13 protein-coding genes and 2 pseudogenes are annotated in these 15,340 nt (G+C 68.8%); 8 read left to right on the forward strand and 7 right to left on the reverse strand.

The genetic code is table 11. The annotated features are described in order from the left end of the window. Positions 1–184: 184 nt before the first annotated feature. A complete protein-coding gene (locus tag BI335_RS19020) occupies positions 185–1,240 on the forward strand; it encodes a LacI family DNA-binding transcriptional regulator (protein WP_172421959.1) in 1,056 nt (351 codons plus the stop codon). Further along, complete coding sequence (locus BI335_RS19025) at positions 1,197–2,216, forward strand: class I mannose-6-phosphate isomerase (RefSeq protein WP_094432831.1); 1,020 nt, start codon at positions 1,197–1,199, stop codon at positions 2,214–2,216. Before BI335_RS19020 ends, BI335_RS19025 begins: the two co-directional genes overlap by 44 nt. On the opposite strand, the gene BI335_RS19030 is transcribed toward BI335_RS19025, so the two are convergent. From BI335_RS19030 to BI335_RS19040, 3 genes are read right to left on the reverse strand one after another with little or no spacing between them, the layout of a single operon-like run. Beyond that, a complete protein-coding gene (locus BI335_RS19030) occupies positions 2,192–3,586 on the reverse strand; it encodes a xylulokinase (RefSeq protein WP_094432833.1) in 1,395 nt (464 codons plus the stop codon). The genes BI335_RS19025 and BI335_RS19030 overlap by 25 nt on opposite strands. Continuing rightward, entirely contained in the window at positions 3,583–4,572 is a 990-nt protein-coding gene (locus BI335_RS19035) for a beta/alpha barrel domain-containing protein (RefSeq protein WP_094432835.1), read from the reverse strand. The genes BI335_RS19030 and BI335_RS19035 overlap by 4 nt, the downstream gene beginning before the upstream one ends. Further along, positions 4,569–5,603: an NAD(P)-dependent alcohol dehydrogenase gene (locus BI335_RS19040; protein ID WP_094432837.1), complete on the reverse strand. Its 1,035-nt coding sequence runs from the start codon at positions 5,601–5,603 to the stop codon at positions 4,569–4,571. Before BI335_RS19040 ends, BI335_RS19035 begins: the two co-directional genes overlap by 4 nt. Positions 5,604–5,840: 237 nt before the next feature. Here BI335_RS19040 and BI335_RS19045 point away from each other — a divergent pair, with 237 nt between their 5' ends. From BI335_RS19045 to BI335_RS19070, 6 genes are read left to right on the forward strand one after another with little or no spacing between them, the layout of a single operon-like run. Then, positions 5,841–7,283 carry an ABC transporter substrate-binding protein gene (locus tag BI335_RS19045; RefSeq protein WP_094432839.1) on the forward strand — a complete coding sequence of 481 codons (1,443 nt, stop codon included), beginning with the start codon at positions 5,841–5,843 and terminating at the stop codon, positions 7,281–7,283. Further along, positions 7,280–8,263 (forward strand): carbohydrate ABC transporter permease, encoded by a 984-nt coding sequence (locus tag BI335_RS19050; protein WP_229119692.1) that lies wholly within the window; start codon positions 7,280–7,282, stop codon positions 8,261–8,263. The genes BI335_RS19045 and BI335_RS19050 overlap by 4 nt, the downstream gene beginning before the upstream one ends. Beyond that, entirely contained in the window at positions 8,260–9,093 is an 834-nt protein-coding gene (locus BI335_RS19055; RefSeq protein ID WP_229119693.1) for a carbohydrate ABC transporter permease, read from the forward strand. Before BI335_RS19050 ends, BI335_RS19055 begins: the two co-directional genes overlap by 4 nt. Before the next feature lie 3 nt (positions 9,094–9,096). After that, positions 9,097–9,861 (forward strand): SDR family NAD(P)-dependent oxidoreductase, encoded by a 765-nt coding sequence (locus BI335_RS19060; protein WP_094432841.1) that lies wholly within the window; start codon positions 9,097–9,099, stop codon positions 9,859–9,861. 21 nt (positions 9,862–9,882) lie between these two features. Beyond that, complete coding sequence (locus BI335_RS19065) at positions 9,883–10,833, forward strand: carbohydrate kinase family protein (RefSeq protein WP_094432843.1); 951 nt, start codon at positions 9,883–9,885, stop codon at positions 10,831–10,833. A 31-nt stretch (positions 10,834–10,864) separates the two neighbouring features. Then, a complete protein-coding gene (locus BI335_RS19070) occupies positions 10,865–12,343 on the forward strand; it encodes a mannitol dehydrogenase family protein (RefSeq protein ID WP_094432845.1) in 1,479 nt (492 codons plus the stop codon). A gap of 25 nt (positions 12,344–12,368) precedes the next feature. Here BI335_RS19070 and BI335_RS19075 read toward each other — a convergent pair whose 3' ends face one another. From BI335_RS19075 to BI335_RS21645, 4 genes and pseudogenes are all read right to left on the reverse strand, one after another. Next, positions 12,369–12,893: a hypothetical protein gene (locus tag BI335_RS19075; RefSeq protein ID WP_094432847.1), complete on the reverse strand. Its 525-nt coding sequence runs from the start codon at positions 12,891–12,893 to the stop codon at positions 12,369–12,371. Positions 12,894–13,400: 507 nt separating this feature from the next. Beyond that, the gene (gene purQ, locus BI335_RS19080; RefSeq protein ID WP_094432849.1) at positions 13,401–14,084 is read right to left on the reverse strand and encodes a phosphoribosylformylglycinamidine synthase subunit PurQ; all 684 of its coding nucleotides are present in this window, start codon (positions 14,082–14,084) and stop codon (positions 13,401–13,403) included. Further along, positions 14,081–14,419 (reverse strand): annotated as a pseudogene (gene purS / locus BI335_RS19085) (phosphoribosylformylglycinamidine synthase subunit PurS); the annotation flags it as partial. The pseudogene purS and the gene purQ, both read right to left, overlap by 4 nt. Then, positions 14,409–15,340, reverse strand: a pseudogene (locus BI335_RS21645) (hypothetical protein); the annotation flags it as partial. The pseudogenes BI335_RS21645 and purS, both read right to left, overlap by 11 nt.

Consider the following 15,340-nt stretch of genomic DNA (forward strand, 5'->3'; position numbering starts at 1 on the left):
GCAGGAGTACGCCGGCCACGAATTGGTTGACCAGGAACGGGTTTCTTCGCTTGTTCTCAGCCAACCCTGCTGCGGGCCGGGTTGGACAGGTTGACGGCTGGGTCGGACTGGGGGTGGGCGTGGTCGAGGAGGTCGCCGATCGTGGACGTCTAACATGACCGACAGGCGATCAGAGGGGAATTTCGTGGCGAAGAGCGGGAGCGATGGATATGCGCCCTCCAGGCGGCCCACCCTCACCGACATCGCCCAGGAGGCAGGGGTCAGCCTCAAGACCGCTTCCCGGGTGGTGAATGGTGAACCAAACGTCAGCCCGGAGATGACGCTGCGGGTGCAACGGGCGGCTGACAAGCTGGGATATCGACACAACCGGATGGCGGCCCTGCTGCGCAGCGGTCGTTCCGGGATGATCGCGCTGTTGATCCGAGACTTGGCCAACCGCTTCTATTCCTCGGTGGCGGCGGGCGCCGAGTCGGTGGCCGAGCAGCACGAGGCCCTGCTGGTGATCTCCTCGCACGAGGCTCGGTTGGACCGCCAGACCCAGCTGCTCGAGGTGATGTTGAACCATCGAGCCGACGGACTCCTGATCACGCCTGCGGCGGGGATGGATGAGCTGCTGCGGTCCGAGGTGCGCCGGCGTACGCCGGTGGTCGCGATGGACGTGGAACCGGACGGGGTGGACGTCGATTCGGTGACCTTCGACAACCGGGCGGCCGCCCACGATGCGGTGAGCGAGGCCATCCGACACGGGGCCAGGCGGTTCGCGATGATCTTCGACTCCTATGAGCTGAGCACGATGCCACAGCGTCGTGACGGCGCCATCGCGGTACTGCGGGAGCACGGCCTGACCGTCGACGAGCGGCTGATCCGCAGTGGCGCGCACACCTCGGTCGAGGCCCACACCATCGCCCGGGAGCTGATGGCCGCCGAGGCCCCACCGGATGCGATCTTCTGCGGCAACAACGTGGCGGCGATGGGAGCCGCGGTCGGCACTCGTGGCCACCGCGAGGTCACCCTCATCTCGTTCGACGATTTCCCGCTGAGCACGGTGCTCGACGCACCGGTGGTGATCGTCGACCACGACGCCCGGGAGATGGGCGCCACTGCTGCGCAGATGCTGTTCGAGCGGATCGCCGACCCGAGCGCTCCGGTACGCCGGGTGACCAGTCCGACCGTGATCAAGGCGAAGCGAGGACGTGGTGAGTTCAAGACCATACCCACTGCCCGGCAACCGGCCAGCTGACCGGTTCTATCGCGGTGGCGAGAAGATCGCTGCCCTGCGGGGAATTCCGTGGCACGGTGGCCGGCTGCCGGAGGACTGGGTCGGTTCGACCACGACCCTGCACGGCGAGGAGTCGCTCGGGCTGACCACGCTTCCGGACGGTCGGACCCTGCGCGCCGCCGTGACGGCCGACCCGTTGGCGTGGCTGGGTGAGGAACACGTGGCCGCCTTCGGGGCCGACACGATGCTGCTCACCAAGCTGCTGCACGCCGGCCAGCGGCTGCCGGTCCACCTGCACCCCGACGGTGAGTTCGCCGCTCGGCACCTGGGCCGGCGCCACGGCAAGACCGAGGCGTGGGTGATTCTGGCTCCCGGTGTGGTGCACCTCGGGTTCGCCGAACAGCTCACCGCGACCCGGCTGCGCGAGCTGGTGGACCGCCAGGACGTGCCGGCGCTGCTGGGCAGCCTGCACTCGTTCGAGGTACGCCCCGGCGACGCGGTCCTGGTCCCGGCCGGGATGCCGCACGCGATCGGTGAGGGAGTGCTGCTGGTCGAGGTGCAGGAACCCGAGGACCTGTCGATCCTGCTGGAGTGGGCTGGGTTCGCCATTGACGGCCCCCGGGAGGGCCAGCTCGGGCTCGGTCTGGACCTCGCTCTCACCGCGACCGACCTCCGCGCCCGGACCGCCGGGGAGATCGGCGAGCTGGTCACCCACCAGGGTGCCGGATCCCTGCTCCCCTCGGCCGCCGGACGCTGGTTCCGGGTCGAGGCGTCCACCGGAGCAGCGGAGTTGGAGCCCGGATTCTCCGTGCTCGTTGCCATCGCCGGCGACGGTCAGCTGCACTGGGCCGACGGATCGGTCGAGCTGGCGCGGGGCGCGACCGTGCTGACCCCGCACGGGGCCGGCCCGCTGCGGGTCAGCGGCGAGATCACCGTGCTGCGCTGTCGGCCCCCGAGCCCGGTCGGCTCGCCTCAGTCCTCGGCCAGCGACAGGTAGCGCTCCAGCACCTGCGGGGTGGGGTCCGCCTGCTGCGTCTGGACCTGACCGAGATCCCAGCGTGGACGCTCCCCCGACAACACCCAAGCGGCCTGCACGGCGGCACCGTTGGCGACGTATTCCCCCGGCGGCGGCACGTCCACCGGCAGCCCGAGCATGGCGGGCGCGATCCGGCGTACGGCCTCGGATCGGGCGGCGCCACCGACCAGGGTGACCCGCTCCACCGTGACCCCCTGCTCGCGGATCGCGGCCAGCCCGAACGCCATCAACCCGAGCAGCCCCTCAACCGCTGCCCTGGCGTAGTTCTCGCGGGTCAGCGAGTCGAGCGTCAGCCCGTGCAGGGTTCCGGTCGCGTCCGGCCGGTTCGGCGTACGCTCCCCCTCCAGATAGGGCACCAGGGTGAGTCCGCCGGCGCCGGGGGCGGCGGCCAACGCCAGCCTGCTGACGCCGGCGTGATCCACTCCCAGCACCCGGGCCGCCGCGTCCAGGATCCGCGACCCGTTCAACGTGCAGGCGAGCGGCAGGAAGGCGCCGGTGGCGTCACTGAACCCCGTGATCAGGCCCGACGCGTCGGCGGTCGGCTTCGCCGACACCGACGCCACCACCCCCGAGGTGCCGATCGACAGCGAGGTCTGTCCCGTGTCCAGCCCGAGCCCGAGGGCCGCCCCGGCGTTGTCCCCGCACCCGGGTCCGAGCGTCGGCGCCCCGGTGAGTGCGGACGCCTCCCCAGCCGGGTCGGCGGGTCCGAGCACGCGCGGGAGGACCAGGTCGTCAGCGCGGGAGCCGAGGGCCATCGCGAGCAGGTCGCGGCGATAGTCGTTCTCTCGCCCGTCGAAATAGCCGGTGCCGGAGGCGTCGGAGCGGTCGGTGACCAGGTCTTCGAGCTGCCCGGTGCCGCGCAGTCGCCAGGTCAGCCAGTCGTGCGGCAGCGCGACGGCGGCGGTGCGCTCTGCGTTGTGCGGTTCGTGTTCGGCCAGCCAGCGCAGCTTGGTGATGGTGAGCGAGGCCACCGGAACCGAACCGACCGCCTCGGCCCAGGCGGCGGAACCCCCCAGCTCCTCGACCAGCTCGCTCGCTGACCCGGCGGATCGGGTGTCGTTCCACAGCAGGGCCGGGCGGACCACCTCGCCGGACTCGTCGAGACAGACCATGCCGTGCTGCTGCCCGCCGACGGCCACCGCCTCGACGTCGTCCAGCCCGCCCGCCGCGTGAATCGCCTCCTGCAGAGCAGTCCACCAGTGGTCCGGATGGACCTCGGTGCCGTCGGGATGCCGCGCCGCGCCCTCCCGCACGGCCCGGCCCGACTCCGCCTCGCGGATCACCACCTTGCACGACTGGGTCGAGGAGTCGATCCCGGCGACGAGCCTCACGACGTCACCTGCCGGAACCAGTCCTCACCCAGGTCCACCGCGGACGCGTGGTCCGCACGGGCGTACGCCGGGTGCGGACTGGCTGCGACGATCGCGTTCAGGCGCTGCAGGCGCTCGACCGCGACGCGGGCCCCCTCCGCCCGCCTGGCCGCGTCGTGGCGCCCCACCCCGTCACCCCAGATCGCCCGGCCGGCCATGTAGCCGCTGGCGCCCGCCCGGGTCGCCATTTCCAACTGGGGAACGAAACCGTCGAAGGTGACACCGGCGGAGAGGAGCACCCACGGGCCGTCCGCCGCCTCGTGCAACCGCGCGCAGGCGTCCTCGGCCTCGGCGGGTTCGGCGCGGTCGAGATCGACGGGGAACTCGACCTTCATGATGTCGGCCCCAGTCTGCTTGAACAACCGGGTCGCAGCGATCACGCTCTCTGTGCGACGCCGCACCCGATCGGGATCGGTGGGCGACTCACCGGGTTTCCAGTACCACAACGGTTCCACCACCAGCGGCAGGTTGACCGCGTGGCAGCGCCGCACAACGTCGGCCACCCGGTCGACCGTTTCGGCGGGGTCGTCGTCGGCCCGGTGGAAGACCACCAACTTGGCGACGTCCACCCCCAGGGTGACAAGCTCTTCCGGCGCCCACCCCTCGCGGAGTCTCAACCGTGGTTCAAAATCCCCGCCCTCGGGCTGATAGTAGAGCGCTTCCAGGCCGCTGATCGTGCCCACGCCACCGGGGACGGCACCGGTCAGCACCGCGGGACCCCAGGCGGTCGGCGGATCCAGCAGCAGGGCCGAGCAGTGCGGGGCCATCGCCTCGATCAGCTCCAGCTTGGAGCGCACCACCTCCTCGTGGCTCACCCTGGACAGGTCACGGTCGAACAGGATCGCAAAGGTCTCCGGGTGGTCGATGGCCGCCGCCCGGATCGACCCCTGTGGGTCACAGATGCGGGACAGCCGGCGGAGCCGTGCCAATTTCTCGACGGCGCTCATCGCTGCGGCTCGATGATGCTCTTGAGCGTCCCCGGGTCGGTGTCGATGTCGAGGGCGTGCTGCACCTCAGCGAGACCGAAACGTCCCGACACCAGTGCGTCCAGGTCCACCACGCCGTTCTGCACCATGGAGATCCCCGCCGGCCAGGTGTTGTTGTAGCGGAAGATCCCGGTCACCCCGATCTCGCGGGCCGTGATCACCGAGACCGGCAGGTTCATGTCCTCATCGCCCATTCCGACGATGATCGCGGCACCTCCCGGCTTGACCGTGGCGATGCCCGAGCGCACGGCCGGCAGCGCTCCGGTCGCGTCGATGAACGCGTCCACGCTTGCCTCGGGCAACTGCTCGGCGGCCGGGTCGACCACCTTGGTCGCACCGAACTTGAGGGCGAGTCGGCGGCGTTCCTCGAGCAGGTCGGTCATCACGATCTCGCCCGCTCCGAAGGCCTTGGCGGCCTGGGCGCAGATGATGCCGATCGGCCCACAGCCGGCGATCAGCACCGAGCTGCCGGGTTGGATGTGCGCCTTCCGGACGGCCGCGATGGCGCAGGAGAGGGGTTCGAGCAGCGCGGCGGCGTCCATCGACATGGTGTCGGGGATCGGGTGGGCGAAGTCCGCCTGGATCACCCCGTACTCGGCGAACACCCCGTCGATCGGCGGGGTGGCATAGAACTCGATTTCCGTGCACAGGTTGTATTCGCCGCGCTTGCAGAACTCGCAGGTGCGGCAGGAGCGCTGCGGTTCGATGGAGACCCGCTCGCCGATCCGTCCCGGGTCTACGTCGGATCCGACCGCGACGATCGTGCCGCCGGACTCGTGTCCGAGGATGATCGGGCGGTCGACGACGAAACCGCCGATCCGGCCGTGCCTGTAGTAGTGCACATCGGAGCCGCAGACCCCGACGGCCTCGATCCGGACCAGCACCTGGTCGGCCTCCGGTTGTGGAACGGGTCGGTCCTCCAGGACCACCGTCAGGTCTGGCTTGAGCACGCTGGCCCGCATCGACCGGGGCACTTCGACATTGACATCCATGGTGTGCACCTTTGCAACAGTTCCGTCAGGAGCGGCGGTGGTGGCCATCCGAACACCTGACCCGGGACCGGCCGACCAGGTCCGTCGAGCCAATACGGTAACAGGCGTTGACAACGTTGTCTTCCCCGTGTCGTAATGGATTCATCCAATCGCGCAGCGAAGCGCTCAGCCGATCGCCTGCGCATCAGTGACTCTGGCCGGCCCCAGCAGCCGTCCTCAGGCGAAACGAGGTTGATCATGTCGGAATTCCTGCACCCGTTCTCCCGCCGGGCGGCTCTGGGCGGAGCCCTGGGCCTGGCCGCCGCGGCGGTGGTGGGTTGTAGTGGTGAGCAGCAGGAGTTGCCCAGCGGCAACTCGGGCGGGGACCCCTGGAAGCAGTTCTCCGGGGCCACCATCAACTTCATCTCTGAGAACACCTCTCCCTCGGCGGCAATCGCGGCCAACCTGGCTCCGTTCGAGCAGTTGACCGGGATCAAGGTGAACATCCAGCAGATGGAGCTGGACAAGGTGGTCGAGAAGGTGAAACTGGACTTCTCCTCCGGCACCGCGCAGAACCACGTGATCTACGCCGACCCGTATCAGATTCTGGCGCCGCTGGCCGACGGGCTGGCCGACCTGACCCCGTTCATGAACTCCGACAAGTATCCGAAGCTGGAGAAGGGCGTCGAGGACTTCATCCCCACCCAGCTCAAGGCGGCGGGCAAGTTCCTGGACGACAAGAAGGTCTACGCGCTCCCCTACGACTGCCCGACCATGATCTGGCACTACCGGATCGACCTTTTCGAGAAGTATCGCGACCGGATGAAGACCGACCTCGGCTTCGATCCGACGCCCAGCGACAACTCCACCTGGGACCAGTACTTCGCGATCGCCGAGTGGTTCAACAAGAACGCCAAGGCTGACGTCAAGTTCGGCACCGGCCACCAGGCCAAGCAGCACGACTCGCTGATGTGCGACTACTCCAACATCCTGTGGGCCTACGGTGGCGACTACTTCGAGAAGGGCCAGGAGGTGGGCCTGCTCGGCGTCGAGAACCCGGGCAAGGTGTCGATCAACAACGAGGCCGGGGTCGCGGCCACCACCTTCTACAAGAAGCTGCTGAAGATCGCCCACCCCTCCTCGACCACCTGGGACTGGAACGGTCTGGGCGACGCGTTCGCCGCCGGCGAGGTCGCGATGTGCCCCAACTGGCACGAGTTCGCCGCGGGTGAGGAGAAGAGCTTCCCCGGCAAGGTCGGGTACGCCCGGCTGCCCAAGGGCCCGAAGCGTTCGGCCAACATCTATGGCGGAACCGGGATCGGCATCAACAAGAACGCCAAGGGCAACGAGCTGGGTGCGGCCTGGCTGTTCGTCAACTGGGCCACCAGCCCCGCGACCCAGCTGGCCAGCCTCGGCTCCTCGGTCGGCGGCGGTACGCCCACCCGCACCTCGGTCTATGACATGCCGGAGGTCAAGGCCGAGCAGACCAAGAGCCCGTCGAAGTATCCGAACATCCGCACCGCCGAGGCGGTCCAGAAGGCGTGGCAGTCCGAGAACATCGGCCTGCGCCCCAAGGTGTCGCAGTGGGTCCAGCTGGACACCATCATCTTCACCGAGCTGTCCAAGATGCTCACCTCCGACGGCGACCCCGCCGCCACCGTCAAGGGGATGAGCGAGCAGATGCAGAAGGTCATGGGATGAGCACCGCGACCGCTGAGGGGCCCGCCACGACGGCGGGCCCCGAAGGGGCCGCAGGCAAGCCCAGCAAGAAGAAGTTCAAGGAACCCACCGGCTTCTTCACCTTCGAGTTCGCGCTGATGGCGCCAGCACTCGCCTTTCTGGCGCTGCTGTCCATCGTGCCGCTGGTGATGCTGATCGCGATGAGCTTCTCCAAGGTGCGCACCCTGGGCGGGGTCCGACTCACCCCCAACGGGGTCGACAACTGGGCCGCGGTCCTCTCCGACGCCTCCATCTGGGCCTCCTGGGGGCGTACCCTCGTCTATTTCGTCGCGCTGATCGTGCTGGAGATGGCGCTCGGCTTCGCGTTCGCGGTGGTACTGAACCGGCTGATCCGGCTGCGTTCGGTGATGCTGTCGATCGTCCTGCTGCCGATGTTCCTGGCGCCGGTGATCGTCGGCCTGCTCGGCCGGTTCATGCTGGACGGCACCATCGGCCTCTACGCACAGATGCTGTCCGCGGTGGGCCTGCCGGTGGACCTGTTCGCCAAACCGTCCACCGCGCTCCCCACGATCATCATGATCGACGTCTGGGAGTGGACCCCGCTGATCGCGCTGATCATGCTGGCCGGGCTCACCTCGGTGCCGCCCTCCACCCTGGAGGCCGCATCCGTCGACGGCGCAGGCTATTTCCGAACCCTGTTCACCATCATGGTGCCGCAGATGAAGGGGGTCATGCTCGTCGCGCTGCTGGTGCGCTCGATGGACGCCGTCCGCTTCTATGACATCATCACCGCCACCACCAACGGCGGTCCGGCCGATTCGACCAAGATCATCCCGCTGAAGCTGTATGAGCTCGCGTTCCGGTTCAACGACCAGATCGGACGGGCCGCGGTCGTCGGAATCATGATGCTGATCTTCTCCAACATCATCGCCACCTTGTTCGTGAAGTTGTTCGCGGACAAGGAACCCACCCACGCCAAGTTGGAAGGACCGGGCCAGTGACTCGCACCACCCCGCTGGGTCGGGTGATCACCCTGATCCTGACCGTGCTGATCGCCCTCTGGTCGGCCGTGCCGATCGCCTGGATGATCCTGACCGCGTTCAAACCGCAGGGCGCGATCCGGACGAACCAGACAGTGCTGCTCTTCGCCCCGACCATGGACAACTTCCACAACCTGTTCTTCGGCGGCAACAAGGTGGGCTCGTTCCTGGTGAACAGCGTGATCACCGCGGGCGTCTCCACCCTGATCGCCGTGGTGCTGGGCTGCCTGGCCGGCTATGGAATGGCGCACTGGCGGTCCCGCTTCAAGTCGAACGTTGCCTTCTGGGTGATCTCGACCCGGATGGCCCCGATCGCCGCGGTTATCGTGCCGCTGTTCGTGATGTTCCGCACCGCCGGGCTGGTCAACACCCTGCCCGGGCTGATCCTGGCCTACCTGTCGTTCAACCTGCCGTTCGCGATCTGGATGATGAGCGCGTTCTTCGAACAGGTGCCGAAGTCGATCGAGGAGGCGGCGCTGGTCGACGGCTGCAACAAGATCCAGGCGTTCCGCAGCATCGCCCTGCCGGTCGCCATGCCCGGCGTGGTGACCACCGCGGTGCTGTGCCTGGTCTTCGCCTGGAACGACTATGCGTTCAGCTCCGCGCTCGGCGGTCCGGGCAGCTCGACCATGCCGATGGCGGCGGGCGCCCTGGTCACCCAGAGTGGCGTCGACTGGGGTCTGCTCTGCGCGCTCGGCGTGGTCGTCGCCGTGCCGATGCTGTTCGCCGGCCTGGCCGTAAGACGACACCTGGTCACCGGTCTGTCCCTGGGCGCTGTGACGGGAGAGTGAACCATGACAGTACTTTCGGCATTCGACCTGACCGGCCGCACGGCCTTCGTCACCGGCGGTAATCGCGGTATCGGCAAGGCGCTGGTCCGGGCGCTCGCCGAGGCGGGGGCCACGGTCTGCTTCACCGCCCGCGACGAGTCGCTCAACCGTCAGGTCGTGGACGAGTTCACCGGCGAGGGGCTCTCGGTGCTGTCCGTGACCGGCGACGTGGTGGCTGATCCGGACGGGTTGGTCAAGGAGGCGACCGTGGCCCTGGGTGGGCGGATGGACATCCTGGTCAACAACGCCGGCGTGTGCATCCACAGGCCCGCCCTGGAGGTCACCGACGTGGAGTGGGACCACGTCTTCGAGGTGAACGTGCGGGCGCTGTGGCGGCTCAGCCGGGCGGCCGGGCGGGTGATGGCGGATCAGGGCGGTGGCACGATCGTCAACATCGGTTCGATCTCGTCGATCATCGTGAACCGGCCGCAGTGGCAGCCGGCGTACAACGCCTCGAAAGCCGCGGTGCACCAGCTCACCAAGTCGCTGGCGGCGGAGTGGGCGCCGCTCCACATCCGGGTCAACGCGCTGGCGCCCGGCTACATCCGCACCGAGATGGCGCCGGTGGACAACCCGGAGTTCAAGGCCCGGTGGATCGACGACGCCGCCCAGCAGCGCGCTGCCGAACCCGAGGAACTGGGTCCGACCCTGGTCTATCTCGCCTCGGACGCGTCGGCGTTCATGACGGGTACCGTCCTGGTCATCGACGGCGGTTACACGTTGTTCTGAACTCGAGTGCAGGGAGGGAAAATGCGGGTTCTGGTGGCCGGTCACCTCTGCATCGACCTGTTCGTCGAGCTCGACGACCAACCGGGTCTCGAAGCCGGCCATCTCTATGACGTCGGGGCGATGACTCCGCGGCTGGGCGGCGCGGTGGCCACCACCGGTGAGGCTCTGCGCACCCTGGGGTTGGACGTCGCGGCCGCCGCAACCGTGGGTGACGATCATCTCGCCGTTGTGCTGACCCAGCTGCTGGAGCAGGCGGGGATGGACACCAGCCAACTGTCCCGGACGCACCTCCCGTCCTCCTATTCGATCGTCGCGCAACCCCCGGGACGGGACCGCACCTTCTGGCACTGCACCGGAGCCAACGACGCGTTCACCGGGGCAGAGCTGGATCTGGACGGGATCGACCTGCTGCACGTGGGATATCCGAGCCTGCTGCCCGGGCTGCTCGCCGACGGGGGCGAGGCGCTGACCGTCCTGCTGACCCGGGCCAGGGAACAAGGAATCGTCACCTCCGTCGATCTGGCGGTGGTGGACCCGCGTCAGGCCGGGTCGATCCCGTACGCCGAGCTGCTGGCTCGCTGGCTCCCGCTGATCGACGTGCTCAGCCCCAGTCTGGACGACCTCACCTCCGCCCTCGGTTGGGAACTGGAGGCGGACCCGGCCGGACTCGCCGACGCCGCCGAGCGACTGGTCGGGATGGGGGTGGGGGTCGCGGCCGTCACCGGTGGGCAGTGCGGAATCGCCGTGTGCACAGGAGATCGGGTGGACCAGCTCGCCCTTCCTGGCGTACGCCCGACGCGCGAGTTCGTCCCGACCGTCCCCGCCCGCCGAATCGTCACCACCACCGGCGCCGGCGACATCGCCACGGCCGGGTTGCTGCACGGCCTGTGCACCGGCGCCGGGGTGCGTGAGGCGGCCGAGGGTGCCGTCCGGGTCGCCGCTCGGCACGTCGCCGGTGACCCCCTGAACTGAGCCGACCGCCTTTCTGACAAGGAGAAATCGAATGAACCCCAGCAAGCTGTCCGAGGCCACCCGGAATCAGTTGCCGGAGGCCGTCCCCGGCCCGGCGTACGACCGGCTCGAGGTGACCCCGGGCATCGTGCACTTCGGCGTCGGCGGTTTCCACCGCGCTCACGAGGCGATGTATCTGGACCGACTGATGAACGAGGGGAAGGCGCTCGACTGGGGGATCATCGGCGTCGGCACGATGAGCGCCGATGCCCGGATGCGCGACGCGCTCGGGCCCCAGAACGGCCTCTACACGCTGGTGCTCAAACACCCCGACGGCACCCTGGAGCCTCGGGTGATCGGGTCGATCCTGAACTTCCTGCTCGCCGCCGACGACCCCGAGGCCGTGCTGGAGCGGACGTGTGACCCGGCCACCCGGATCGTCAGCCTGACCATCACCGAGGGCGGCTATCACGTCAACCAGGCGACCGGGGAGTTCGATCCGGATGAGGCGCTGCAACGGGACATCGCGCGGGAATCCTTGCCCACCACAGCTTTCGGGTTCATCACCGAGGCGCTGCGCCGTCGCCGGGAAACCGGCGTACCGGCGTTCACGGTGATGTCCTGCGACAACCTGCCGGGCAACGGTGACGTCGCCCGGGAGATGATCGGCGAGTTCGCCCGCCGTCAGGATCCCGAGCTGGCCGCCTGGATCGCTGCCGAGGTCCATTTCCCCAACTCGATGGTCGACCGGATCACCCCGGTCACCTCACCCGAGGACCTGGAGCGGGTCGGCGCACTCGGCGTGGACGACGCCTGGCCGGTGGTGTGCGAGCCGTTCACCCAGTGGGTGCTGCAGGACGACTTCGGACTCGGCCGCCCGCCGTTCGAGGAGGTCGGCGTCCAGCTGGTCGACGACGTGGTCCCCTACGAGCTGCTGAAGCTGCGCCTGCTGAACGCCAGCCACCAGGCCCTGTGCTATCTGGGTTACCTGTGCGGATACCGGTATGCCCACGAGGTCTGCAGCGACCCCGAGTTCGTGGATTTCCTGCTGGGCTACATGGAACGCGAGGGTACGCCCACGCTGCCGGAGGTCCCCGGGGTCGACATCGACGCCTATCGCCGGCGGCTGATCGAGCGGTTCGCCAACCCGGAGGTGCGCGACCATCTGGCCCGGCTCTGCCTCGAGAGCTCGGATCGGATCCCCAAGTGGCTGGTGCCGGTGATCCGGGAAAACCTGGCCAGCGGTGGCGAGATCGAGCGCTCGGCCCTGGTCGTGGCCGCCTGGGCGCGCTATGCCGAGGGGGTCGATGAGCAGGGAGAGCCGATCGAGGTGGTGGACCGGTGGAAGGAGAAGGTGATGGCGGCGGCAGCCCGCCAGGGCGAGGACGAGCTCGCGTTCCTGCGCGACCGCTCCTTCTTCGGTGATCTGGTGGAGAACGAGCGGTTCACCGCGAGCTATCTGCACTGGCTGCGTCGGCTGCACGCTGTCGGTGCGCGGGAGACCCTGCGGGAGCTGCTCGGCCGGTCGTGACGGACTCGGGCCTGGAAGCCCGGGCTCAGAGCGGCCGGATGCCGCCCATCAGGCGGTCCTCCACCTCCGGCGGCAACTTGCCCGGACCGTCGACCGGGACGACGAACGGGATCGCGTGGTGGCGGCCCTGCACGGTGACCACCGCGATGCTGTGCCGCACGGGCCCGTGGCAGGTGCTGACCCGATCACCCTGCTCGGCCGTGGCCAGCTCGAGCCCCCGCTCTGTCCGCACGGTCCGGTCCGGTCCGGGTCGCAAGGGTTGGGACCCCGATGGCAAGGAACCGAGCCACCGTTGCAGTTCCTGACGCGCCGATCCGATCGGCTGTGCGGGGATCACCGACGGTGTCGCACCGGGTGAGCTGACCTTCCACGAGGGTGCCGGGACGATGAACCCGACCTGGGCGCCGATCGCGGACGGGCCGCCCCAGGGGACGGGCTGGGTAGAGGTACGCACGAACTGGCGATCCCCGCGCAGGGTCCCCTGCTGGAAACGCAACCACTCCTGCGGCACTTCGTACGCGACGGTGTTGCCGAAGTCGGGCACCGCCACCCAGCCGGGACCTCTGCCCGGCAGCGTGGGGACCGGTACGGGAGTCGCCCCTCGCGGTGCATTGCCCGGGCGGCTGGGCAGGGGAATCGTGGAACCGAAGTCGGATGGCTGCTCAGCCAGTCGATCCTGCCCGCACCGAGGGAGAGCAGCAGACAGGCCGCCAGCGCCAACCCGGCGAGTGGCCAGCGGCCCAGCCGGAAGCCACCGACACCTCGCGCCGGCGAGTCGTTTCGCGGGAGCGGAGGCGGCGCCGCGGCGGGTTCCTCGGTCGGTGGCGGGTCGGGCAACTCCCCGGGCGGGGTGAAGTCGGGGCCGCGTACGCTCCCCGGTCAGGCTCGCTTGGCGGATCCGCGGGATTCGAACCGGTCACGAGGTCTGCAGACGCTCGCTCACTCCTGGCCCGGTCACCCCGACAGGCTAACCCGCCACCCGGTCAGGGCCGCTCGCTGGTGGACTGTTGGCCGATCTCCAGCCTGTCGGTGCGAGCGCGTTTGGTTCGGCTCGGCCTCAGACGCCGACGCGCTCCAGGAACCGTGACACCGAGGAAAAGAAGCCGCGCCCATCCAGGGTGGGGCCGGTCAGCTCCTCGACGTTGTGCTCGGGGTGCGGCATCAGCCCCACGACATTGCCGCGCTCGTTGGTGATCCCGGCGATATCGTTCACCGACCCATTGGGGTTTCCTTGCAGGTAGCGAAAAACGACCTGATTCTCACCCTCGAGTCGGAGTACGGTCTCGGGGTCGGCCTGGAAGTTGCCCTCGCCGTTCTTCAACACGATGGAGATCTCCTGGCCCTGACTGAAGGCATTGGTCCACACGGTGTCCACCGACTCGACGCGGAGCAGCTGGTCCCGGCAGACGAAGGTGCGCACGTCGTTGCGGATCAGCGCACCGGGCAGCAGGTGCGCCTCGCAGAGCACCTGGAAGCCGTTGCAGATGCCGAGCACCGGCATCCCCTGCTCGGCGCGCCGGATGATCTCCCCCATCACCGGTGAGAACCGGGCGATCGCGCCGGCACGCAGGTAGTCGCCATAGGAGAAGCCACCCGGCAGGATCACCGCGTCGATGCCCTCGAGGGTCTCCGATCCGTGCCAGATCGGCTTGGCGGACAGACCGCAGACCTCGACCGCGCGCAGCGCGTCGTGGTCGTCGAGGGAACCGGGGAAGGTGACGATGCCGATGGTCGGGGTCACTTCGTCGCTTCCTTCGTGGGCTCCTCGTTCTGCGCCTTCTCCGCGACCGGCTGCTTCTCGACGTGCACCTCGAAGTTTTCGATCACGGTATTGGCGAGCAGCTTGTCGGCGGCGTCGCGGACCTTGGCGACCACCGCATCGGTGACCTCGCCCTCCACCTCGATCTCGAACCGCTTGCCCTGGCGTACCTGCAGACCCGAGAATCCGAGCCGCTCCAACGCCCCGGTCACCGCCTTCCCCTGGGGGTCGAGGATCTCGGGCTTGGGCATCACTTCCACGACTACACGCGCCATGACCGCGATCCTATCGTCTCCACGGCACTGCTCAGAGCGGCCGCAGGCTGGTGATGATGCGCTTCTCGATGTCGTCGGGAAGGTCCTTGTCGGTACCGCGATCGGTGCCGATCACCAGCAGCGCCTTGCGGCCATTCGGCAGGTCGATCCCGACCACCGTGACCCGGAATCGGGGCGCCGGGCAGTCCTTGCTCGGCGTGGTGTCCACCGCCTCCACGGTCGCCACCGTCGCCTCGCCACCGGAGGCGGTGCGCACCTTCGTCACGGTCGGCGCGGGCACCTCGCCGGTCTTACCGGTGTCGTAGTCGCTGTTGGACACCTGAGCCCACAGCTCGGCGTACTTGACCGGATCCCCGTCACGGTTGCTGGATGAGCCATAGGTCACCAGGCCCAGCGAGCCGCGCTGGCTCGATCTGGAGGACGCGCAGGCCTGCTCCTGATAGTAGGTCGCGCAGTGGGCGAGCACCCGCCGACCCTTGGTCTCCTGGCCGAAGAGCGTCCCCTCATTGAAGGTGAAATCCCGGGGCACGTCGAAGGCCGCGCCATCCCTGACCGACGCGATCGCCCGCCATCCCGGGACCACCGCCGGCACTTCGCGGGTGGGGCAGGGCGAGTCGTAGCTGCTGCTGCTTGTCGCGCTCGGCGTACGTGTCGGGTCGGTCGACGGGGGCGAGGGGGTACGCCGAGTCCTCGGCGTCGCTGTCGGGGTCGGTTCGAGCGTCGGGCCCGGCGTCGCCGGTTCGGAGGTCGTCAGGCCCAACACGAAGAACCCCGTCAGCACCAGACCGATCACACAACCGATGACCACGGCGATGATCCCGAACTTCCCGCCGCCGCCGCTGCCGGGTCGTCGCGGCGGCCCGGTGGGTGGCGGGGGCGGGGGCGGTCCCCAGCCCTGCCCGCCCCCCGGCGGCGGACCCTGCGGATTCCAGCCACCGAACGGCCGCTGTTGCCCCGCCGCGC

The organism is Enemella evansiae (assembly GCF_002250705.1).
In the GTDB taxonomy this organism is placed as follows: Bacteria; Actinomycetota; Actinomycetes; order Propionibacteriales; family Propionibacteriaceae; genus Enemella; species Enemella evansiae.